Here is a 20,964-nt window from a genome sequence, read left to right on the forward strand (position 1 = left end):
CGTCGCGCGGACCTACGAGGACGCCAAGTCCTGGATCGCCCGCCGGTCGGGCTTGCCGGACGGGAGCATCGGCAGCCGGTCGACGACCACCACCGCGGCCGGACGTGCCGCACGACCGAGTGCGTCGCCCACGTGGGACCGGACGGTGTCGAGGTCGAGCGGCTGCTCGGTGACGACGACCGGCACCTCGCCCCACTCCTCCGAGGCCCGTCGGGTGACGACCGCCCCGTGCTGGTCGGGCAGGTCGCGCACGAGCCGCTCCACCGCGCCGAGCCGGACCTTCTCGCCACCGGAGACCACCACGTCGTCGAGACGTCCGAGCACCTGGACCACCCCGTCGGACACCGTTGCGGCGTCGCCCGTGCGGTACCAGCGCAGACCGTCGCGATCGACGAACGTCGTGGCCGTCCGGTCGTCGTCACCGAGGTACCCCTCGGCGAGCATCGGACCCGACAGCTGCAGCTCGCCGTCCACGACCTCGGTGCGGACGGTGCCGAACGGGACGCCGTCGTACACGCAGCCACCGCTCGTCTCGCTGGCGCCGTAGGTCGTCACGATCCGCACGCCCGCCGCGACCGCACGATCGCGCAGTGCCGCCGGGGTCGCCTGGCCGCCGACGAGGACGGCGTCGAACCGGGCGAGCGCAGCGGTCGCACGGCCGTCGTCGAGCACACGGGCGAGCTGCACGGGGACCAGGGACGTGTAGCGCCGTGGGGCGGCAGGGCCGGTGACGAGCCGGTCTGCGGCGTCCGCGAACGCCGCCGCGTCGAAGTGGCCCGGTGCCACGACGACCGGCGTCGTCCCCGCGGCGATCGAGCGGGTCAGGACGTTGAGGCCCGCGATGTAGTGCGTGGGCAGCGCGAGGACCCAACCACCGGGGCCGCCGAGTGCGGCGTCGGCGGCTGCGGCCCCCGCGAGCAGCGCTTCGGACGAGAGCGCCACGCGCTTGCCGGTGCCGGTGGACCCGCTCGTCTCGACCACCAGGGCGACCCGTTGCCGGACGTCGGCCGGTGGCGGGGTCGGCAGGGCGGGCGTTCCCTCGGCGACCGGGAGCAGCGCGGGGCCGCCGGCGAGCGCCGCCTCCAGGCCGCGGAGCACGGCCAGCGGGTCCGACGTGCCGAGCGCGACCAGCGGACGGCTCATGCCACGCCCACCGGGCGCGTGCGGACCACCGGACGCAGGCGGAGCACCGGGCTCAGTAGTGCCACGGGAACGACGTCCACTCGGGGGCGCGCTTCTCGAGGAACGAGTCGCGGCCCTCGACGGCCTCGTCGGTGCCGTAGGCGAGCCGCGTCGCCTCGCCCGCGAAGACCTGCTGGCCGACCATGCCGTCGTCGACGGCGTTGAACGCGTACTTCAGCATCCGGATCGCGGTCGGGGACTTGCCGAGGACGATCTCACCCCAGCGGATCGCCTCGCGCTCGAGGTCCTCGTGCGGGACGACGGCGTTCACGGCACCCATCTCGTACGCGCGCTGCGCCGAGTACTCCTGTGCGAGGAAGAAGACCTCGCGCGCGAACTTCTGGCCGATCTGCTTGGCGTAGTAGGCACTGCCGTAGCCGCCGTCGAACGACCCGACGTCGGCGTCGGTCTGCTTGAACCGGCCGTGCTCGGCGCTCGCGATGGTCAGGTCGCAGATCGCGTGCAGCGAGTGCCCGCCGCCGGCCGCCCACCCGGGGACCACGGCGATGACGACCTTGGGCATCATGCGGATCAGGCGCTGCACCTCGAGGATGTGCAGTCGCCCCATCGAGGCCTGCGCGGCGGCCGGGTCGACCCCCTCGGGCGGAGCTCCCTCGTCGCCGACGTACTGGTAGCCGCTGCGCCCGCGGATGCGCTGGTCGCCGCCGGAGCAGAACGCCCAGCCGCCGTCCTTCGGGCTCGGGCCGTTGCCGGTCAGCAGGACGACGCCGACGCGGGGGTCCTGACGGGCGTCGTCGAGTGCGCGGTACAGCTCGTCGACCGTGCGCGGACGGAAGGCGTTCCGCACCTCGGGCCGGTCGAAGGCGACCCGGACGATGCCCTTCGAGACGTGCTTGTGGTAGGTGATGTCCGTGAACTGCTCCGCGATCGGAGCCGCGGTCCAGACGTCGGGGTCGAACAGGTCGGAGACGGGAGCAGCCATGCTCCCAACGTACCGCTGCGGTCAGGCGCCCATGCCGGTCAGGACCTCGGGTGCGACGAACACCAGGATCACGATGAGGATGACCGGGTTGGCGAAGAACGCCACCACGACGCCGATCGCGCCGTACCACCGGCCGAGGCCACCGACCGCGGCGACGAAGCCGAGCACGGCGGCGATGAGGGTCAGGAAGACCACGACGAAGCAGATCCCGAACGCGAACTCGGTGTCGCCGCCCATGAAGACCGCGAAGGCGCTGGCGTCGACCGCTGCGGACACCACCGCGAGGCCGAGGGCGATCTTGCCGACGATCGGGCTGCGGCGCTTCCGAGCCGCCGTCTGGCGCACGTCGACGGTGCCCTGCTGCATGAGCCGGGCGAACTCGTCGGTGTCGCGACCGGGGCGCTGCGACGCGTGCTGCTGCGGTTCCCGCGCCACCGCGCCTCCCTCGTTCCGGACGGTTCGATCCGGGTCGTGACCTGTGCCGACCGGGGCCGACCGATGCATGCTAATGCCCTGCCCTGGCGGTCCCCTCCGAGGAACCGGCAGGTGCCCTGGGTGCGGTGGGAGGATGGCGGACGTGCTCCCCGACCTCGCCGAACTCACCGCCGACGCGCACGTGGTCGCCCTGCCCATGCGGGTGCGGTTCCGCGGCATCACCACGCGCGAGGCGGTCGTCCTCCGGGGCCCCTCGGGGTGGACGGAGTTCTCGCCCTTCGTCGAGTACGACGACGCCGAGGCCGCCGCGTGGCTCCGCGGCGCGATCGACTTCGGGTGGACGGAGCACGAGCCCGCCGCCGACTCGGTGCCCGTGAACGCCACGGTGCCGGCGATCACGCCCGATGCGGTCGCCGCACTGCTCGCGCGCTACCCCGGGTGCACCACCGCCAAGGTCAAGGTCGCCGAACCCGGCACCACCGTCGACGACGACGTCGCCCGGGTCGCCGAGGTCCGCCGCGTGATGGGCCCCTCGGCGGCCGTCCGGGTGGACGCCAACGGTCTCTGGAGCGTCGACCAGGCCGCCGAGGCCCTCGAACGCCTCGCCCCCTTCGACCTGCAGTACGCCGAGCAGCCCTGCCGGACGGTGCCCGAACTGGCGGCACTGCGGTCACGGACCGCCGGCCTCGGCATCCGGATTGCCGCGGACGAGAGCGTCCGCAAGGCAGCGGATCCGCTCGCCGTCGCGCGGGCCGGGGCGGCCGACGTCCTCGTCGTCAAGGCCCAACCGCTCGGCGGCGTCACGGCCGCACGCGCCGTCATCGCCGAGGCCGGCTTGCCGTGCGTGGTCTCCAGCGCGCTCGACACCTCGGTGGGGCTCGGCATGGGGGCGTTCCTCGCCGCGGCCGCGATGTCCCCGGGGTACGCCGCGGGGCTCGGGACGGCCGCGATGTTCGCGTCCGACGTCACCGCGGACCCCCTGCTGCCCGTCGGGGGCCGGGTGCCCGTGCGCCGGGCCACGGTGTCGTCGGACCTGCTGGACCGGAACGCGGCGTCGCCGGAGCGCACGGCGTGGTGGCTCGCCCGGCTCGAGCGCGTGCACACCCTGCTCGCCGCCGCGTAGAGGGACGCCGACACGGACAGGAGGCGCGGTGCCAGCTGGCACCGCGCCTCCTGTCCGATCGCAGTCGCGACCAGAGCCGCGTCAGCGACGCACGTCGCTCACAGACCCGAGTAGCTGTGCAGGCCCTTGAAGAACACGTTCACGACCGAGAAGTTGAACATCACGGCGGCGAAGCCGATGAGCGCCAACCACGACGACCGCGCACCGCGCCAGCCGCGGGTCGCACGGGCGTGGATGTACCCGGCGTAGACGACCCAGATGATGAACGTCCAGACCTCCTTGGTGTCCCAACCCCAGTACCGGCCCCAGGCGCGCTCCGCCCAGACCGCACCGGCGATCAGGGTGAAGGTCCAGAGGACGAAACCGACGAGCAGGACGCGGTAGGTGAGGACCTCGAGGCGGTCGGCGTCCGGCAGGGTCGCCATGAAGCGGAGCTTGCCCGACGCGGTGCGGCCCTGGCGGTACGTCTGCACGAGCTGCGCCACCGCGAGCCCCGCGCCGAGCGCGAAGAACCCGGTGCCGGCGATCGCCACGAAGACGTGGATGACCAGCCAGTAGGACTGCAGGGCGGGCTGCAGCGGGACGACGGGGACCCAGTAGTTCACCGTGGCGATGCCGAGCAGGATGATCGTCAGCCCGGTGATGAAGACACCGAGGAACTTCAGATTCTGCCAGAACTGCACCAGCAGGAAGATGAGCGTGATCAGCGCCGTGCCGGTGAGCGAGAACTCGAACATGTTGCCCCACGGCACACGGTCGGCCGCGATGCCGCGGAGGACCACCGATGCGACGTGCAGGACGAGCGCGAGGATCGTCATGGCCATGCCGACGCGTTCGAACTTCGTGCCGCGCCCGGCCGAGCCGCTGGCGTTCGCCGGGGGTGCGGCGACCGGTTCGAGCACGACGGTGCCACCCCGGACGGTGGCGACGGTCTTCGCCGAGCGGGCCGCACCCAACGAGGCGGTCGCGGCTGCGTCGTCCGAGTCCGCGCCCGTCTTCTTCGCCGCTGCCGTCACCTCGCCGGAGCGTTTCGCCATGTCCAGCGCGAACGAGATGAACGCGATGACGTAGACCGCCATCGCGGAGTACGTCAGCACGACCGAGTAGGTCGCGAGGTTCGTGGTCATGTCGTTCACTGGGGCATCCTAACTCCGAGGTCCGACGTGTGGCGGTGTGCGATGTCCCCGACGGCCCGTTCGAGGTTGGGGTCCTCGCCACGGGCGAGACCGGCGTACTCCAGGTCGTACTCGCCGTGCTCAGCGCCCTTGCGGGGGACGACCTTCACCCACACGCGTCGGCGCGGGACGAAGAGCGACGTCAGCAGCCCGAGCGTGGAGAGCAGCGCGAACCCGGCGACCCACGCCTGCGACGGGTCGTGGTGCACGTCGAGCGACACGTAGCGCTTGACGCCGTCGAACGTGATCGACCCGGCGCCGTCCGGCAGCTGCTTGGTCTGACCCGGCTTGAGCGCGATGCTCGCCGTGTCGGACTGGCGGCCGGCGATCTGCTGCAGGCCCTTGGTGTCGAGCGTGTAGACGCTCTGCGGCACCCCGCTGTCGAGCCCGAGGTCGCCGGTGTAGACCTGCAGCGTCAGCAGCGGGTTCTGCGTGTCCGGGTAGGCGCTCGTGTACGCACCGGAGGCGAGCTTCGACGCCGTCGGGTAGAAGAACCCGACCATGCCGAGCTGGTCCGGCAGCGCGTCCGGCACCTTGATGACGCCGGTGGACGTGTAGTTGGCGTCCTCGGGCAGGAACGGCACGACGTCCTGGAACGCCACGTTGCCCTCGCCGTCGCGCACCGTGACGTTCATCGCGTAGCCGTTGCCGAGCAGGTAGACGTTGGTGCCGCCGACGTGCAGCGGGTCGTTCACGCCGAGGCGGCTGGTCTTCGACTCGCCGCCCTTCTCCTTGCTCGTGACGGTCGCCGAGTAGTCGAGCGCCTGGCCGAGGGCGTCGAGGTTGCGCTCCTCGTACTTCGTGACGAACTTGTCGAGCGTCAGGTTGTAGCCCTTGAGGTCGGTCTGCTGGAACCAGCGACCGGGGTTGAACGAGTCGTAGGAGCCGAGGACGTTCGAGAACGTCTGCCCCTCGACCAGCAGCCGCTGCCCGGTGAACCCGAACCCGCCGCCGACGCCGACGGCCAGCAGGACACCGACGAGCGCCGCGTGGAACACCAGGTTGCCGGTCTCGCGCAGGTAGCCGCGCTCCGCGCTCACCGAGTCGCCGAAGCGCTCGACGCGGTACCCGGAGCGCTTCAGGATCGCCATCGCGCGCGTCACCGCGTGCTCGGTGGACGGGAGGCCCGTGGTCGCGTCGATCCCGGTGGTGCCGTCGATCATCGCGTCGGGCTGCACCGCCACGGTGCGGAAGCCCGCCAGTCGCGTCAGGCGCGCGGGGGTCCGGGGCGGACGGGTCCGCAGCGCCTGCCAGTGGTGCTTCGTGCGCGGAACGATGCAGCCGATCAGCGAGACGAACAGCAGGAGGTAGATCGCCGAGAACCACACCGAGGTGTAGGTGTCGAAGACCTGCAGCTTGTCGAGGATCGGGTAGAGCGTCGCGTGGTCGGCCTTGTACTGGACGACGCCGTTCGGGTCGGCGGTGCGCTGCGGCACGAGCGAGCCCGGGATCGCCGCGAGGGCGAGCAGCATGAGCAGGAACAGCGCGGTGCGCATGCTCGTGAGCTGCCGCCAGAAGAATCGGAGGGTGCCGATGAACCCGAGCTTCGGCTGGTTGATGCCGGGGTCGCCGGGGCCGGAGCCGTCGACGTGGTCGGACGGTCGCTGCGGGTCCGACGCGGTGTCGGCCCCCGTCGCTTCGGTGTCGGGGTCAGATCGCGGGGACAAAGCTCTGGATCACCGCCCCGACACTCGACATGACGGCCGACCAGATTCCGGTGACCATGAGCAGACCGATGACGATCAGGATCGCTCCTCCGATGATGTTGACGGTGCGCATGTGGCGCTTCACGGCGCGGATCGCACCGGTGGCCCAGCCGGCCCCGACGGCGACCAGGACGAACGGGACGCCCAGACCCAGGCAGTACGCGACGCCGAGCCACATGCCCTGCCAGGCGCTCCCCGACTGCACGCTGAGCAGGTTGATGGCGGCGAGGGTCGGCCCGAGGCACGGGGTCCACCCGAGGCCGAACACGATGCCGAGCAGCGGGGCGCCGACGAGTCCGGTCGCGGGCGTCCAGCTCGGCTTGATGGTGCGCTGCATGAACGTGAACCGCCCGACGAAGACCAGGCCCATCGCGATGACGACGACGCCGAGGACCTGCGTGATGAGGTCCCGCCAGCGCACGAGCCAGAACCCGAGCGCCCCGAACACCGTCGTGTACGCGACGAAGACCGCGGTGAACCCCAGGATGAACAGGAGCACCCCGAGCACGACCCGACCCCGGCGCTGCCCGCCCTCGGCGATCCCGCCGACGTACCCGAGGTAGCCGGGCACGAGCGGCAACACGCACGGCGACAGGAACGAGACGAGCCCCGCGAGCGCCGCCACGGGCAGCGCAACGGCCATCTGGCCGCTCAGGATCGCGTCGGCGAAGGGGTTGGAGGCCACGGGTCAGGAGGCCTTGCCGGCGTCGAGTTCGTCGCTGATCAGGGTCTTCAGGATGCTCGTGCCGTCGACGGCACCGAGCACCCGGGCAGCCACGCGGCCCTTGGTGTCGAGGACGATCGTGGCCGGCACGGCGTTCGGAGCGATCTGACCGGACAGCGCGAGCTGCATCGTGCCGGTCTTCTGGTCGAGCACGGTCGGGTAGTCGACCCCGAAGGTGCGCTCGAAGGCAGCCGCGGTCGCTGCCTCGTCGCGGACGTTGACGCCGATGAACGCGACGTCGTCGGCACCGGCGTAGGACGCGTGCACCTTGTTGAGGTACTTCGCCTCGGCGCGGCACGGCGGGCAGCTCGCGTACCAGAAGTTCAGGACGACGACCTTGCCCTTGAGGTCCTTCGACGAGACGGTGTCACCGTCGGAGTCCTTCGCCTCGAAGTCGACCGCGTCGGACCGCTTGTCGGCGCTGACCTCGGTCACCGCGCCGTCGCCGGAGATGTAGTTCTGGGTGGTGCCGTTGCCGTACTGCTTCGCCAGGCCGCCGTTGTCCGACGAGCACCCCGACAGGACGAGTGCCGCGGCGACCGCCGTCGCTGCGAGGACCGCGAACCGCTTGCTGATGACGCTCACACTGCTCCTTCGTCGATGGCGGTCGCGCGCAGCTCCTGCGCGGGATCCGTGTACCCGACCTCGGTGAACCGACCGGTCGTCGAGGCGGGCACCCGTTCGACGGTGGTGATGCTCGACAGGTCGCAGCGGCGCTTGCGCGGGTCGTGCCAGAGCGACTCCCCCGCGAGCTTCCGGTGGACCATCCAGATCGGCAGCTGGTGGCTGACGAGGACGACGTCGCCGCCGTCGACGCTCTCCCATGCCGTGGTCATCGCCGCGAGCATGCGGTTGGCGATCGACTCGTACGCCTCGCCCCAGCTCGGTCGGAACGGGTTCGCGATCCAGGGCCACTCCGCCGGGCGGCCGAGCGAACGCTTCGTGAAGCCCGGGGGCTGCCCCTCGTACCGGTTCGTCGGCTCGATGAGCCGCTCGTCCAGCGTGACGTCGAGCCCGTACGCGGCCGACCACGGAGCCGCGGACTCCTGCGTGCGCTGCAGCGGCGAGGCGACGATCCGGCGCACGTCGACACCGGCGTCCTGCCACGCGGTCGCCGAGGCGAGGGCCATCTGCTTGCCGAGGTCGCTCAGCCCGAAGCCCGGGAGCCGGCCGTACAGGACGCGGTCGGGGTTGTGCACCTCACCGTGCCGGACGAGGTGGAGTCGGGTGGCGGGCATGGGTTCCAGTGTAGGTCGCCCATCGGTGCTCACCGGCCCCACAGCCGATTCACCGGATGCGGAAGCGCTCAGCCGAGTTCGCCCGACAGCCGCCCGTGGATGGCCACCGACCCGGTGTTGAGACCCACGACCTCGACCGTGGACCCGTGCTTGGCGAACCGTTGCTCGACGCCGTCCAGCGCCGCGACCGTCGAGGCGTCGAAGACGTGCGCGTCGGACATGTCGATGACCACGTGCTCCGGGTCCTCGGCGTAGGAGAACCGGGTGACGAGGTCGTTCGACGACGCGAAGAACAACGCACCGCGGACCCGGTAGCGCACGGTGCGCTCGTCGACCGGCTCGCGCACGACAGTCACGACGTGGGCCGCCCGGCGTGCGAAGACGAGCGCCGCGACGACGACCCCGACGAGCACCCCGGTCGCGAGGTTCTCGGTCACGACGACCACCACGACCGTGATCAGCATGACCGCGGTCTCACCGAGCGGCATCCGTCGCAGGGTGCGCGGGCGGATGCTGTGCCAGTCGAAGGTCGCCACGCACACCATGAGCATCACGGCGGTGAGGGCGGCCATCGGGATCTGCGCGACGAGGTCGTGCAGCACGATCGTCAGCACGAGCACGGACGCACCGGCGACGAAGGTCGAGATCCGGGTCCGCGCGCCCGCGGTCTTCACGTTGATGACCGTCTGGCCGATCATCGCGCAGCCACCCGTGCCACCGAAGAACGCCGATGCGATGTTCGCGACGCCCTGCCCCCAGGACTCCCGCCACTTGCTCGAGCCGGTCTCGGTGATCGAGTCGACGAGCTGCGCGGTCAGCAGGGTCTCGATGAGGCCGACGATCGCGACGCCGAACGCGTACGGCGCGACGATCTGCAGCGTCTCGAACGAGAACGGCGTCACGATGCCGTTGAACCCCGGCAGTGCGGTGGGCAGTTCGCCCTCGTCACCGACCGTGGGGACGACGACGCTGAAGAGCATGGTGATACCGGTGATCACGACGACCGCGATGAGCGGCGCCGGGACCGCCTTGGTCAGGAACGGGAAGCCGACGATGATCGCGATGCCGAGGGCGGTCAGCGGCCAGACGACGAACGGGACGTCGTCGCCGAGCAGGTTGGGCAGCTGTGCGGTGAAGATGAGGATAGCCAGCGCGTTCACGAAGGCCACGTTGACGCTGCGCGGGATGAAGCGCATCAGTCGCGCGACGCCGAGGAACCCGAGGACGAGCTGGAACACGCCGCCGAGCACGATCGCGGGCACGAGGTACTCGATGCCGTGTTCGCGGACGAGCGGCGCGATGACCAGCGCCACCGACCCGGCTGCGGCGGACACCATCGCCGGGCGCCCGCCCACGATCGAGATCACGATCGCGATGATCACGCTCGAGAAGAGACCGACCGCCGGGTCGACACCGGCGACGACGGAGAACGAGATCGCCTCGGGGATGAGGGCGAGCGCGGTGACGATCCCGGCCAGGACCTCTCGGGTCAGCGTGCGGGGTGAGCGGAGGGCAGTGAGGACGCTCGGGGCAGCCGGCGCGTGTGTGATCACGGACATCGACGGGAACTCTACCCTCACGTGAGGGTAGAGTTGTGCACCGTGAGCACCACCGACGCCCCGGACACCATGCACATCGGCGAGCTGGCGGACCGCGCCGGCATGTCCCTGCGGACGATCCGCCACTACGACGAGGTCGGTCTGCTCGTGCCGAGTGGCCGCACGACCGGCGGGTTCCGCGTCTACACCGCGCAGGACCTGGACCGGCTGCTCGTGATCCGCCGCATGAAGCCGCTCGGGTTCACGCTCGACGAGATGGCCGAGCTCCTCCGCGTGGTCGACGCCCTCGCAGCGAAGGACCCCGAGGACGAACGAGCACTGGCCGCACGACTCGACGCGTACCTGGACGACGCTCGCGCCCGCCACGCCAAGCTCGTCGAGCGGGCGGGCATGGCAGAGGAGTTCATCGGCACGCTCGGGTCACTCCGCGCGTCGCTCCCCTGACCGCACGGCGCCCGCCGCCGCGGTGGCCCCCAGGCGCGCGCGCTCGGCGCGGAGCCGCGCGCGCTCGTGATGGGCTACGTCCCATTCGCGCAAGCGACGCCGGATTTCATCGTGCTCCCAGATGACACGGCGCGCCTTCCTCGGTCTGAACCGGTACTTCCGCCTGATGCGCTCTCGCCACTCGGCCTCTCGACGCTCCAAGAGCTCGACCACCGGATCACGCTCTGTCACTCCGTGTTCGTCCACGTTGCCTCGCTTCCCGTGATGAGTTCCAACACGATGTTGCCCACCGCCTCGTCGTCGTCGCGAAGAATCTGCATTTCGTACATCGCTTTCGCGCTGGCGCGACCGAGCTCGGCGCGACCGATGTCGTCGGCGCACGTCTGGTCGACCGTCCAGACGAAGCGGGACCACGCCCGGTCCCGCTGCTCGCGCGCGACGTCCCGCCGCCACCGGATGACCGCCCACAGCCCACCGACGAACGCGGCGATGAGCGTGAACGCCGCCGTGCACAGCGCTGCTGCCACGACCGCGACCGCCGCAGGCGGCCAGGTCGCGAGCTCCCCCGTCCCCGTCCCCACCCGGCCCCCCTCTCGTCCCGCGACCCGGCCACGTCGAGAACGCTACGGACCCGCGGGACGCCCCACGGGCCTCCCGGCCGACCTGTGGACTGCGCCGGACGCATGCCGCCCTGTGGAGGGGAGCACCCCGCGGACCGACGCCGCCGGACGCAGACGGTTAGACTCGACCACCGTGATCGAACGCACCCGCATCGCCGACCTCGCTGCCCTCCCCGACGGCCCCGTCTCCGTGGCCGGATGGGTCGAGACCGTCCGAGACCAGAAGAAGGTGCAGTTCGTCGTCCTCCGCGACGAGTCCGGCGCCGTCCAGCTCGTGAACCCCGCCACGCGCGAGGCCGAGGACGGTGACGACGCCGCCCAGGCCGCGCTCGCCACCACCAACGAGATCTCGGGCCTCGCCCACGGCACCTTCATCCACGCCACCGGCACCCTGAAGCACGACGAGCGCGTCAAGCTCGGCGGCCTCGAGGTCAAGGTCGGCGCGCTCGAGGTGGTGAGCGCCGCGATCCCGGAGACCCCGATCGCCGACGACTCGTCCCTCGACAAGCGGCTCGACTGGCGCTTCCTCGACCTGCGCAACCGCAAGCAGAACCTGATCTTCCGCATCCAGACGACGCTGGAGCACGCGTTCCGCACCTACTGGGTGGACCGCGACTACATCGAGATCCACACCCCGAAGCTGATGGCGTCGGCCTCCGAGTCGCGCGCCGAGCTGTTCCAGCTCGAGTACTTCGAGACGACCGCCTACCTGGCGCAGTCGCCGCAGAACTTCAAGCAGATGGCGCAGCCCGCCGGCTTCGGTGCCGTGTTCGAGATCGCCGACGCGTTCCGCGCCGACCCCTCGTTCACGAGCCGGCACGCGACGGAGTTCACCAGCGTCGACGCCGAGTTCTCGTGGATCGAGTCCCACGAGGACGTCATGGCGATGCACGAAGAGGTCCTGGTCGCCGGCATCACCGCGGTCAAGGAGAAGTACGGCAAGGACATCGAGGAGGTCTTCGGCTTCGAGCTGCAGGTCCCCGCGACGCCGTTCCCCCGTGTGACCCTGGCCGAGGCCCGGAAGATCGTCGCGGACAGCGGACACGACGTCGTCCGTGCCGACGGCGACCTGGACCCCGAGGGCGAGCGCCGCGTCGCCGCCTGGGCGAAGGAGCACCACGGGTCGGAGTTCGTCTTCGTCACCGAGTACGACGCCTCGATCCGGCCGTACTACCACATGCGGAAGCCGGGCGACCCGACGCTCACGAACAGCTACGACCTCATCTTCAACGGTGCGGAGATCTCCACGGGCGCGCAGCGCGAGCACCGCGTCGACGTGCTCGAGGCGCAGGCCGTCGAGAAGGGCCTCGACCCCGAGGAGCTCGGCTGGTACCTCGACTTCTTCCGCTACGGCGTGCCGCCGCACGGCGGGTTCGGCATGGGCCTCGCGCGCGTCCTCATGCTCATGCTCGGCGAGCCGTCCATCCGCGAGGTCACGTACCTCTTCCGTGGCCCGACGCGTCTGACCCCGTAGTCACGTCACGCGTCGCCCCTCGCGGGCGCACATGGTGAACAGAAATGGTCGCCTCCCGATGTGGGAGGCGACCATTTCCGCTCACGAAGCGCCGCAGCGCACGCAGCGCCGGGGGCGGGACGGGAGGCCCGGCTCAGCGCTCCCAGTCGATGGCGGCCCGCCCCGTGACCAGTCCACGGATCTCGGCTGCGGCGGCCTGGTGGTCCGGGTGCACCTGGTACTCGTCGAGTCCCGCGAGGTCGTCGAACGACGCGACGACGGCGACGTCGCTGTTCTTGTCCGGGTAGGCGACGTTCTCGACGACCTCGAGCGAGCGGATCGACCCGATGGTGCCGGTCAGGCCGGTCAGGAGTTCGCGGATCCGGGCGATGGACGCGGCGCGGTCGAGGTCCTCGCGCAGGGTCCAGGCGACGACGTGGGAGATCATGCGGAGGCACCGGCCTTCTCGAGGGCACGTGCGAGCCGATCGGCGTCGACGTGCCAGTTGCTGTGGACGCGCCCGTCGACCAGCACGACGGGGATGTCCTCCGCGTACTCCTGGCGGAGGGCGTCGTCGTCGAGGATCGAGCGTTCCTGCAGGGTGACGCCGGGGTGTTCGGCGACGACGCGCTCGACCACGGGTCGGGCGTCGTCGCAGAGGTGGCATCCGGGCTTCGTCAGGAACGTCACTGCGGGCATGGCTCCAGCGTAACCCGCGGCCCGCGTCCCCTGGGGAATGCGAAAGCCCCGGCGAACCGGGGCTTGACGCTGCAGGCTCGGGGCCTACTTCTTGTTGCGACGCTGGTGGCGCGTCTTGCGAAGCAGCTTGCGGTGCTTCTTCTTCGCCATGCGCTTGCGACGCTTCTTGATGACAGAACCCATGTGGACCTCGCTCGGACTGTGCTGATGTATCGGACACCGGGCCGTCGAGACCGCGGAAAATCAACCCGGCCGAGTCTACCGGAGGGCTGACGCGATGTCGAACGCGCCCGGAACGGACGTGCGTGCGCTCAGCCGACGTCTGCGATGCCACCGCGCAGCACGTCGGCGACGGCTGACTCGGGGACACGGAAGGACCGGCCGAAACGGATGGCGGGGAGCTCACCGGCGTGGACCATGCGGTACACGGTCATCTTCGAGACACGCATCATCTCGGCGACCTCAGCGACGGTGAGGAAGCGCACGTCGTCGAAACTGCCGGTCATGATCCGCCTTCGGTGGCTCGCACGCGATCCGCGCACGGGTTTGGTGTGACCTGTGTGGTCACTGGCAACTGTAGAGGCGCGTGCGACCCAGTGTCCAGGCTCAGTCTTCGTCCCCGCGGCGGGTGAAGCGCTTGCGGCTGCGGTCGACGACGCGCTCCCAGCCCTGCTGCGCGCCGGAGATCGCCGCGGTGGCCCGGTAGGACGCCTCGGCCATGACACGCCCAAGCTCGGTGCCGACCTCGACGGTGGCCTTGCCGGCCGCCCCGTTCCGGCGCACCGACACGGGTTGTCCATCGGGGGTCCACGCCGTGGTCGCGGGCATGCCGTCGGCGTCGACCGCGCCGGTGAACGGCAGGACCCAGTCCTCCAGGGACACGAGCGGTTCCGGGTCGAGCCGGTAGAAGCGGTGCTGCCCTTCCTCGCGGCTGGTGACGAGGCCGATGTCGCGCAGGACGCGGAGGTGCTTCGACACCGTCGGCTGGCTGACGCCCAGTCGCTCGACGAGCTGCCCGACGCTGAGTTCCCCACCGGTGACGTCCGATCCGTACGCGGCGAGGAGGGTCCCGAGCAGCTCACGCCTCGTGGGGTCCGCCACGACGGAGAAGATGTCGGCCATGCGGGCAAGGCTAGCCGGGGCACCTCGGATGTACCATGACGAACCGTCCCTGCCCATGTCCTCGGAGGCATACGATGCTCGACCGTACCGAGCCGCTCCCGCGGCACGTGACCGTCACCCGGCGACGGGGCGGACGGATCGCGACGGTCCTGCGATCGTCGCCGTCGCGATTGGCGATCGTGGTGTTCATCGCCCTGATCTTCGTGTTCACGGCGCTGTTCATGACACCGTGGGCCGCCGCGGACCGGACCGGCACGCACTTCTCGGACGCGCTGTTCACGGCGGCCTCGGTGGTGTGCGTCACCGGCCTCGCGACCGTCGACATGGCGACCCACTGGTCGGTGTTCGGCAAGGTCCTCGTGGTGATCGGCACGCAGATCGGCGCGGTGGGCGTGCTGACCTTCGCGTCGATCCTCGGGCTGTTCGTGACCCGCAAGCTCGGGCTCCGCGCGAAGCTGATGGCCGCGGGCGACTCGAACCCGCTCCGCACCCACCACGGTGCGGTGCCCGAGGGGCAGGCCGTCCGCCTCGGTGAGGTCGGCACCCTGCTCGCCACGGTGGCCGTGAGCACCCTGTCGATCGAGATCGTCCTCGGCCTGCTGCTCCTGCCGTCGGTGCTGATCGCGGGCATCCCGTTCTGGACCGCGGTCGGCGACTCCTTCTACTACGCGGCGATGGCGTTCACGAACACCGGCTTCTCGCCCAACGCGGACGGCCTCGACCCGTTTGCCCACGACTACTGGTTCCTGACGCTCCTGATGATCGGCGTCGTGGCGGGGTCGATCGGGTTCCCCGTCATCCGTGCCCTGACGAAGCAGCTCCGCATGCCGCGCCGCTGGCCGATCCACGTCAAGCTGACCCTGGCCACGAGCGCGGTCCTGCTCGTCGGCGGTGCGATCGTCTACACCGCGCTCGAGGCCTCGAACCCGACGACCTTCGGCGAGGAGGGTGCCGGGCGGACGGCGTTCCAGGCGCTCTTCCTGTCGACGATGACCCGCTCCGGCGGCTTCTCGCTCGTCGACTTCGACCAGCTGAACGGGTCGAGCCTGCTCGTCACCGACATGCTCATGTTCATCGGTGGCGGCTCCGCGTCGACCGCCGGCGGCATCAAGGTCACGACCCTCGCGGTGCTGTTCCTCGCCGCGGTGGCCGAGGCCCGCGGCCGGCAGAGCATGGAGGCGTTCGGGCGCCGCATCCCCAGTGACGTGCTGCGGGTCGCGGTCGCCATCGTGCTCTGGGGAGCGACGATCGTGGCGGTCGCGACCGTGGTGCTCCTGCAGATCACGGACGACTCGCTCGACCGCGTGCTGTTCGAGGTGATCTCGGCGTTCTCGACCAGTGGTCTGTCCTCCGGCGTGTCCGCGGACCTGCCCGAGTCCGGCAAGTACGTCCTGGCCGCCACCATGTTCCTCGGCCGGGTCGGTACAGTGACCATCGCCGCAGCCCTGGCCGCGAGTCAGAGCCGGCAGTTGTTCCGCCGTCCCGAGGAGAGGCCGATCGTTGGCTGACCGAACCCGTCCCCCGCACCCGATGGGTGCGATCAGTCACGACGCACCCGTGCTCGTCATCGGCCTCGGCCGCTTCGGCGCCGCCACCGCCGGTCAGCTCGAGCGGCAGGACCGCGAGGTCCTCGTCGTCGACACCGACGCCGGCCTGGTGCAGAAGTGGTCCGACCGGGTCACGCACGCCGTGCAGGCCGATGCGACCGACATCGACGCGCTGCGGCAGATCGGTGCGCAGGACTTCGCGATCGCGGTCGTCGGGACGGGCAGCGACCTCGAGTCGAGCGTGCTGATCACGGCGAACCTCGTCGACCTCGGCATCCCGCAGATCTGGGCGAAGGCCATCAGCCGCTCGCACGGAACGATCCTGTCCCGCATCGGCGCGAACCACGTCGTCTACCCGGAGCGTGAAGCCGGGGAGCGCACCGCACACCTGGTGTCCGGGCGCATGCTCGACTTCATCGAGTTCGACGACGACTTCGCCGTGGTCAAGATGTTCCCGCCACGGGCCGTGCGCGGGAAGGACCTCGCCACCACGGTGATCCGCACCCGGTTCGGTCTGACGGTGCTCGGCATCAAGCCGCCCGGGAGCCCGTTCGTGCCGGCGACGCCGGAGAGCATCATCGGCGAGGACGACGTGATCATCGTCTCGGGTTCGGAGACCGACCTGGAGCGCTTCGCGGCGTTCGAGTAGGTCCGCCCGCGCCCCTACGACGCGGCGATCTCCTCCGCGCGCGCGATCGCGGCGCGCGACGCGCGCAGGAAGGTGTCGGCCAGGTCGGCATCCTGCAGCACCGCGACGGCCCGCTCGGTGGTGCCCTTCGGGCTCGTGACGGCACGCCGCAGGTCGGCGGGCTCACGCTCCGACCGGTCGAGCAGCTCCACGGCGCCGCGCAGCGTGCCCTGCACCATCGTGGCCGCCTGGTCCGGGGTGAAGCCGAGCGCCTCGGCAGCACGCTGCCACTCCTCGACCAGCAGGAAGACGTAGGCCGGACCCGAACCGGACACCGCGGACAGGGCGTCGAGCTGCGTCTCGGGCACCTCGATCACCTGTCCCGAGGCGGTGAACACCGACGACGCGAGCGCGACGGCGTCGGGGTCCGCGGACGCGCCGGCGCTGAGCCCGGTGACGCCGTGGCCGACGCCGATGGGCGTGTTCGGGAGTGCACGGACGACGCGCACACCGGCCGGCACCCGCGACTCCATGCTCGCGGTCGTGGTGCCGACCGCCACGCTGACCAGCACCGCACCGGGCTCCAGGTCCGCTGCGACCTCGTCGAGCAGGTCCGCGATCATGTACGGCTTCACGCCGACGACGACGAGCGTCGCGCCACGGACAGCACGGCGGTTCGCATCGGGGTCGGTGTCGCTCGCGGTGGCGTCGAGCCCGCGCTGCCGGTGGGCGGCGGCCGACCCCTCGGACTTCGTCGTGAGGGTCACGGTCGCCGGGTCGAGCCCAGCGGCGAGCAGGCCGTCGAGGACCGAGCCGGACATGGAGCCGACGCCGAGCAGGGCGGTACGGGGCAGGTCGATCGTCATGCTCCCGACCCTACCGACCGGCCTCGCCTAGGATCGTCTTCCAGATCGGGAGAAGGGGACAGCTGTGAGCGCTTCTGGAGGCACGAAGGCGATCCTCGCCGCACTCGGTGCGAACGTCGGCATCGCAATCGTGAAGTTCATCGCGGCCGCGATCAGCGGGTCCGCGTCGATGCTGGCCGAGGGCGTGCACTCCCTGGCCGACTCCGCGAACCAGCTCCTCCTGCTGCTCGGCGGACGCCGTGCCCGTCGCGCCGCCGACGAGGAGCACCCCTTCGGCTACGGGCGCGAACGCTACGTGTACGCCTTCGTCGTCTCGATCATCCTGTTCTCCGTCGGCGGGGTGTTCTCGCTCTACGAGGGCATCGAGAAGCTCGCCCACCCGCACCCGCTCGAGAACTGGTGGCTGCCGCTCGTCGTGCTCGTCATCGCGATCGGGCTCGAGGGCTTCTCGCTCCGCACGGCGCTGACGGAGGCCCGGCCGCAGAAGGGCACGCAGAGCTGGGTGCAGTTCGTCCGTCGCGCCAAGGCCCCGGAGCTCCCCGTCGTGATGCTCGAGGACACCGCTGCCCTGCTCGGTCTGGTCTTCGCCCTGTTCGGCGTCGGGCTGACCGCGATCACCGGCAACGGGGTCTTCGACGCGATCGGCACCATGCTCATCGCCGCCCTGCTCATCGCCGTCGCGGTCGTCCTGGGCATCGAGACGAAGAGCCTGCTCGTCGGCGAGGGTGCCACGGTCGCCGACGTCGAGCGGATCAAGCACGCGGTGCTCGACGGCCCGGAGGTCGACGCGATCATCCACATCAAGACGCTGTACCTGGGCCCGGACGAGCTCATGGTCGGCGTGAAGGTCGCCGTCGACGGCGACCGCCGCCTGGGGGACGTCGCCGCCGGCATCGACACCGTCGAGCACCGCGTGCGCACCGCGGTGCCGATCGCCCGGGTCATCTACGTCGAACCCGATGTGCTCCGCACCGGTCCGCGTCCGCCGACCGAGGCGATCGTCATCCTCGCCGCTGACTGAAGAAGGCGTCGAGCAGCGCGGCGCACTCGCGCTCGAGCACGCCGCCGACGACCTCGGAGCGGTGCGGCAGCCGCCGGTCCCTGGCGATGTCGTAGACGCTGCCGGTCGCGCCTGCCTTGGGGTCCCAGGCACCGAACACGACCCGCGGCACGCGCGCTGCCAGGATCGCCCCGGCGCACATCGGGCACGGCTCGAGCGTCACGACGAGCGTGTGCCCGTCGAGGTGCCAGTCTCCGGTCACCGCGGCCGCCGCACGGAGCGCGAGCACCTCGGCGTGCGCGGTCGGGTCCTGCAGTGCCTCGCGCTCGTTCCGGCCGACGGCGACGACCACGCCGTCGCGGTCGAGCACCACCGCCCCCACCGGGACGTCGCCGGTCGCCAGGCACGCGCGGGCCTCGTCGAGCGCGCGTTCCATCGCCGGGACGAACGGACGGGCAGCGGGCGCTTCCACGGGACCTCCTGGCGGTCGGCAGCACGGTAGGCTCGACCCTATGCGAGTCCACGTCGCCGACCACCCGCTCATCACCCACAAGCTCTCGGTGCTCCGCGACCGGACCACACCCTCCCCCACGTTCCGCGCCCTGACCGAAGAGCTCGTCACGCTCCTCGCGTACGAGGCCACGCGCAACGTCCGGGTCACCGCGACGCCCATCGACACCCCCGTGGCGCACACCATGGGCGTTTCGATCGCCAAGCCGCGTCCGCTCGTCGTCCCGATCCTGCGTGCCGGCCTCGGCATGCTCGAGGGGATGGTCAAGCTCGTGCCGACGGCCGAGGTCGGGTTCCTCGGCATGGCCCGCAACGAGGAGACCCTCGAGCCGCAGACCTACGCCGAGCGCCTGCCCGACGACCTGTCCGGCCGGCAGTGCTTCGTGCTCGACCCGATGCTGGCCACCGGTGGCACCCTCGCCGCCGCCATCGACTTCCTGTTCGCCCGCGGCGCCGAAGAGGTCACGTGCGTGTGCATCCTCGGCGCACCCGAGGGGCTCGCGATGGTCGAGCAGGCCGTCGGCGACCGCAACGTCTCGATCGTGCTCGGCGCCCTCGACGAGAAGCTCGACGAGAACGGGTACATCGTCCCCGGTCTCGGCGACGCCGGCGACCGCCTCTACGGACTGGCCGAGTAGGCAGTCGACGTCACCCACGATCGACGGGAGGCCCGTGGCGACACCGCCACGGGCCTCCCGTCGTCCGTCAGCCCGGTCCACCGCCGCCGGTGCGCGGAACGCACCGTCCACTCGGACGGTTGACACCGCCTTGGTATACCGCCGATACTCGTCCCATGACTGCAACCGTGTCCACCCGCGTCCTCTCCGAGGTCCAGGGGACTGCCGGCATGATGATGCCGGTCGCCGTCATGCGTTGTCGAATGTGTGCCTGATCGGCACCCGTTCCAGCCGGATCCCCCGCGACACCACCCCGGTCGCGAGCGTGTGATCCCCGGGTGACGGACACCGTCGACGACGCGCACCACGTCACGAGGTCTGTCTCCCGTTCCCCCGGGTCCGCCCCGGTCCACAGCAGGACCGCAGGGCACGACGGCATCCAGCCGTACCCGGGTCGACGCATTCGACACCGCCGCACGCGCCACACGCGCACCGGCCACATCGCCCGGAGAACCACCATGTCGCTCACCATCGCCCAGCCCCGCACCGCGCTCCGCACCGCCGCTCCGACGCCGACCGACCTCGGGACCGTCACCCCGATCCGGCCCCGTCCCGCGACGCCGGCCACGACCGGCCAGACCGCCGTGCCGACCAGCCCGGTCGTCGCACCGCAGCGCAACCGCTCGCTGCCGGAGGGCACCGAGGCCCGTGGCTTCGCGCTGTACGTCGGGATCGACGAGGCGAAGGCGGCAGCAGCCGGTACCACGCTCGCGGCCGTCGTCGAGCAGCTGAAGGCACTGACCGCGCAGCTCGTCCCGAACTCGGAGACCTACGCGGCCGTCGCCGTCGCCGCGGAGCAGTCCGGCGGCCGCGACGTCGACGTCGTCCGGCTGGCGTTGCAGGACCGCTCCGCCGTCGCCGCGCGCAAGCAGGCCGAGAAGCCCGAGCCGGAGGAGACCGGGGTCGTCATCGACATCTCCCGGAAGCGCGTCACCCTCGACGGTGAAGCAGCACCCCTGACGTACAAGGAGTTCGAGCTCCTGCAGTTCCTGGTGCTGCGCGAGGGCCAGACCGTCGACCGCTCGGCGATCATCGACGGTCTGTGGTCGGACGGCGAGGACGAGACCCCGAACGAGCGCACCATCGACGTGCACGTGCGCCGTCTCCGCTCCAAGCTCGGCGCGTTCGAGGAGATCGTCCGCACCGTGCGCGGCGTCGGGTACCGGTTCGACCGGCACGCCGACGTGGCCGTCCGCTACGCCTCGACGCCGTCGCCCGACCTCTTCTGATGCTGATCGGTCGCTCTTGGTGAACTCGCAGCGAACGACCCTCGGAGAGGCTAGCGCGCCGTTACCGCTTCGTTATACAGTCGG

At 70.9% G+C, this 20,964-nt stretch carries 25 protein-coding genes; 8 read left to right on the forward strand and 17 right to left on the reverse strand.

From position 1 onward, the window contains the following. Window positions 1-12 precede the first annotated feature (12 nt). The 3 genes from EDF63_RS15230 to EDF63_RS15240 are packed head-to-tail and all read right to left on the reverse strand — an operon-like array spanning window position 13 to window position 2,560. Window positions 13-1,143 carry an AMP-binding protein gene (locus EDF63_RS15230; RefSeq protein WP_123313851.1) on the reverse strand — a complete coding sequence of 377 codons (1,131 nt, stop codon included), beginning with the start codon at window positions 1,141-1,143 and terminating at the stop codon, window positions 13-15. 52 nt (window positions 1,144-1,195) lie between these two features. Then, entirely contained in the window at window positions 1,196-2,125 is a 930-nt protein-coding gene (locus EDF63_RS15235) for a 1,4-dihydroxy-2-naphthoyl-CoA synthase (RefSeq protein ID WP_111084280.1), read from the reverse strand. A 21-nt stretch (window positions 2,126-2,146) separates the two neighbouring features. Next, a complete protein-coding gene (locus EDF63_RS15240) occupies window positions 2,147-2,560 on the reverse strand; it encodes a hypothetical protein (protein WP_123313852.1) in 414 nt (137 codons plus the stop codon). 133 nt (window positions 2,561-2,693) lie between these two features. Here EDF63_RS15240 and EDF63_RS15245 point away from each other — a divergent pair, with 133 nt between their 5' ends. Beyond that, the gene (locus EDF63_RS15245) at window positions 2,694-3,683 is read left to right on the forward strand and encodes an o-succinylbenzoate synthase (protein ID WP_123313853.1); all 990 of its coding nucleotides are present in this window, start codon (window positions 2,694-2,696) and stop codon (window positions 3,681-3,683) included. Window positions 3,684-3,781: 98 nt separating this feature from the next. Here the strand turns inward: EDF63_RS15245 and ccsB are convergent, their stop codons facing one another. The 6 genes from ccsB to EDF63_RS15275 form a co-directional block, all read right to left on the reverse strand. Beyond that, window positions 3,782-4,810: a c-type cytochrome biogenesis protein CcsB gene (ccsB, locus tag EDF63_RS15250; protein ID WP_123314081.1), complete on the reverse strand. Its 1,029-nt coding sequence runs from the start codon at window positions 4,808-4,810 to the stop codon at window positions 3,782-3,784. Between the two features lie 5 nt (window positions 4,811-4,815). Beyond that, window positions 4,816-6,525, reverse strand: a complete 1,710-nt coding sequence (locus EDF63_RS15255; RefSeq protein WP_260233130.1) for a cytochrome c biogenesis protein ResB — start codon at window positions 6,523-6,525, stop codon at window positions 4,816-4,818. After that, window positions 6,509-7,207: a cytochrome c biogenesis CcdA family protein gene (locus tag EDF63_RS15260; protein ID WP_123314083.1), complete on the reverse strand. Its 699-nt coding sequence runs from the start codon at window positions 7,205-7,207 to the stop codon at window positions 6,509-6,511. Before EDF63_RS15260 ends, EDF63_RS15255 begins: the two co-directional genes overlap by 17 nt. A 45-nt stretch (window positions 7,208-7,252) precedes the next feature. Beyond that, on the reverse strand, window positions 7,253-7,873 hold the full coding sequence (locus tag EDF63_RS15265) for a TlpA disulfide reductase family protein (protein WP_123313854.1): 621 nt from the start codon (window positions 7,871-7,873) through the stop codon (window positions 7,253-7,255). Next, window positions 7,870-8,526 (reverse strand): histidine phosphatase family protein, encoded by a 657-nt coding sequence (locus EDF63_RS15270; RefSeq protein WP_123313855.1) that lies wholly within the window; start codon window positions 8,524-8,526, stop codon window positions 7,870-7,872. The genes EDF63_RS15265 and EDF63_RS15270 overlap by 4 nt, the downstream gene beginning before the upstream one ends. Before the next feature lie 68 nt (window positions 8,527-8,594). Further along, window positions 8,595-10,085 (reverse strand): SulP family inorganic anion transporter, encoded by a 1,491-nt coding sequence (locus EDF63_RS15275; protein WP_123313856.1) that lies wholly within the window; start codon window positions 10,083-10,085, stop codon window positions 8,595-8,597. Window positions 10,086-10,154: 69 nt separating this feature from the next. On the opposite strand from EDF63_RS15275, the gene EDF63_RS15280 reads away from it, so the two are divergent. Next, entirely contained in the window at window positions 10,155-10,529 is a 375-nt protein-coding gene (locus tag EDF63_RS15280; protein WP_123314084.1) for a MerR family transcriptional regulator, read from the forward strand. 227 nt (window positions 10,530-10,756) lie between these two features. Here the strand turns inward: EDF63_RS15280 and EDF63_RS15290 are convergent, their stop codons facing one another. Then, the gene (locus tag EDF63_RS15290) at window positions 10,757-11,110 is read right to left on the reverse strand and encodes a hypothetical protein (RefSeq protein WP_123313858.1); all 354 of its coding nucleotides are present in this window, start codon (window positions 11,108-11,110) and stop codon (window positions 10,757-10,759) included. A 172-nt stretch (window positions 11,111-11,282) separates the two neighbouring features. Here EDF63_RS15290 and aspS point away from each other — a divergent pair, with 172 nt between their 5' ends. Beyond that, window positions 11,283-12,623, forward strand: coding sequence for an aspartate--tRNA(Asn) ligase (aspS, locus tag EDF63_RS15295; protein ID WP_123313859.1), 1,341 nt, complete (start codon window positions 11,283-11,285; stop codon window positions 12,621-12,623). 133 nt (window positions 12,624-12,756) lie between these two features. Here aspS and EDF63_RS15300 read toward each other — a convergent pair whose 3' ends face one another. From EDF63_RS15300 to EDF63_RS15320, 5 genes are all read right to left on the reverse strand, one after another. Continuing rightward, window positions 12,757-13,050 carry a Dabb family protein gene (locus EDF63_RS15300; RefSeq protein WP_123313860.1) on the reverse strand — a complete coding sequence of 98 codons (294 nt, stop codon included), beginning with the start codon at window positions 13,048-13,050 and terminating at the stop codon, window positions 12,757-12,759. Next, a complete protein-coding gene (locus EDF63_RS15305) occupies window positions 13,047-13,301 on the reverse strand; it encodes a glutaredoxin family protein (protein ID WP_111084287.1) in 255 nt (84 codons plus the stop codon). Before EDF63_RS15305 ends, EDF63_RS15300 begins: the two co-directional genes overlap by 4 nt. A gap of 84 nt (window positions 13,302-13,385) precedes the next feature. Beyond that, on the reverse strand, window positions 13,386-13,484 hold the full coding sequence (locus EDF63_RS15310) for a 30S ribosomal protein bS22 (protein WP_003792170.1): 99 nt from the start codon (window positions 13,482-13,484) through the stop codon (window positions 13,386-13,388). 128 nt (window positions 13,485-13,612) lie between these two features. Further along, the gene (locus tag EDF63_RS15315) at window positions 13,613-13,807 is read right to left on the reverse strand and encodes a helix-turn-helix domain-containing protein (RefSeq protein ID WP_022902482.1); all 195 of its coding nucleotides are present in this window, start codon (window positions 13,805-13,807) and stop codon (window positions 13,613-13,615) included. 100 nt (window positions 13,808-13,907) lie between these two features. Beyond that, window positions 13,908-14,423, reverse strand: coding sequence for a helix-turn-helix transcriptional regulator (locus EDF63_RS15320; RefSeq protein WP_123313861.1), 516 nt, complete (start codon window positions 14,421-14,423; stop codon window positions 13,908-13,910). Window positions 14,424-14,497: 74 nt separating this feature from the next. Between EDF63_RS15320 and EDF63_RS15325 the strand changes: the two genes are divergently transcribed. Then, the gene (locus EDF63_RS15325) at window positions 14,498-15,931 is read left to right on the forward strand and encodes a TrkH family potassium uptake protein (RefSeq protein WP_123313862.1); all 1,434 of its coding nucleotides are present in this window, start codon (window positions 14,498-14,500) and stop codon (window positions 15,929-15,931) included. A 22-nt stretch (window positions 15,932-15,953) separates the two neighbouring features. After that, window positions 15,954-16,619: a TrkA family potassium uptake protein gene (locus EDF63_RS15330; RefSeq protein ID WP_123313863.1), complete on the forward strand. Its 666-nt coding sequence runs from the start codon at window positions 15,954-15,956 to the stop codon at window positions 16,617-16,619. Window positions 16,620-16,633: 14 nt separating this feature from the next. On the opposite strand, the gene proC is transcribed toward EDF63_RS15330, so the two are convergent. Next, complete coding sequence (gene proC / locus EDF63_RS15335; protein ID WP_123313864.1) at window positions 16,634-17,464, reverse strand: pyrroline-5-carboxylate reductase; 831 nt, start codon at window positions 17,462-17,464, stop codon at window positions 16,634-16,636. Between the two features lie 64 nt (window positions 17,465-17,528). On the opposite strand from proC, the gene EDF63_RS15340 reads away from it, so the two are divergent. Further along, on the forward strand, window positions 17,529-18,485 hold the full coding sequence (locus tag EDF63_RS15340) for a cation diffusion facilitator family transporter (RefSeq protein WP_123313865.1): 957 nt from the start codon (window positions 17,529-17,531) through the stop codon (window positions 18,483-18,485). Here EDF63_RS15340 and EDF63_RS15345 read toward each other — a convergent pair. Beyond that, a complete protein-coding gene (locus EDF63_RS15345) occupies window positions 18,466-18,900 on the reverse strand; it encodes a nucleoside deaminase (RefSeq protein WP_123314085.1) in 435 nt (144 codons plus the stop codon). The genes EDF63_RS15340 and EDF63_RS15345 overlap by 20 nt on opposite strands. Before the next feature lie 76 nt (window positions 18,901-18,976). Here EDF63_RS15345 and upp point away from each other — a divergent pair, with 76 nt between their 5' ends. Both upp and EDF63_RS15355 read left to right on the forward strand, forming a co-directional pair. Next, a complete protein-coding gene (gene upp / locus EDF63_RS15350) occupies window positions 18,977-19,612 on the forward strand; it encodes a uracil phosphoribosyltransferase (RefSeq protein WP_071290729.1) in 636 nt (211 codons plus the stop codon). A gap of 497 nt (window positions 19,613-20,109) precedes the next feature. Then, the gene (locus EDF63_RS15355; protein ID WP_123313866.1) at window positions 20,110-20,880 is read left to right on the forward strand and encodes a winged helix-turn-helix domain-containing protein; all 771 of its coding nucleotides are present in this window, start codon (window positions 20,110-20,112) and stop codon (window positions 20,878-20,880) included. Window positions 20,881-20,964 lie beyond the last annotated feature (84 nt).

This window comes from Curtobacterium sp. JUb34, assembly GCF_003755065.1.
Lineage (GTDB): Bacteria > Actinomycetota > Actinomycetes > Actinomycetales > Microbacteriaceae > Curtobacterium.